Annotated in this window: 1 protein-coding gene; it reads left to right on the forward strand. The window is 71.5% G+C overall.

Annotation, left to right across the window (positions count from 1 at the left end):
- A partial coding sequence (locus B8W69_RS29575) for a DUF4190 domain-containing protein (protein ID WP_133058068.1) occupies positions 1 to 329 on the forward strand: 329 nt, incomplete at its 5' end.
- Positions 330 to 445 lie beyond the last annotated feature (116 nt).

The following is a 445-nucleotide window of genomic DNA, read 5'->3' on the forward strand; positions in this document are numbered from 1 at the left end:
GGCCCTACGGCGGCCCGCCCACCTACGGGCCCCCCGCCTATCCGGGCGGTTACTACCCGACACCGGATTACCAGAGCGGCTACGGACCCGCGGGAACCCACCGGGCCGGGACGAACGGTCTGGCGATCGCCTCACTGATCGCGGCCTTCACCGGCCTGCTGTGCGGCATCGGCTCGATCGTGGCCATAGTGCTGGGCGCGATCGCCCTGGATCAGATCAAGCGGACTCGCCAGGACGGCTTCGGCCTGGCGGTGGCCGGCATCGTCATCGGGATCGCCACACTGGTGGTGATTTTGGTGATCGTGATCTTCAGGCTGCACGCGCTTTAGCGCAGCCCACCCGGGGCGATCGCAAGCGCGGCGGAGCCGGGCGCAGCGGGTCGCCCCGCATCAGACCCGGGGCGATCGCAAGCGCGGCGGAGCCCGGCGCAGCGGGTCGCCCCGCA

The organism is Mycolicibacterium vulneris (assembly GCF_002104765.1).
GTDB lineage: Bacteria > Actinomycetota > Actinomycetes > Mycobacteriales > Mycobacteriaceae > Mycobacterium > Mycobacterium vulneris.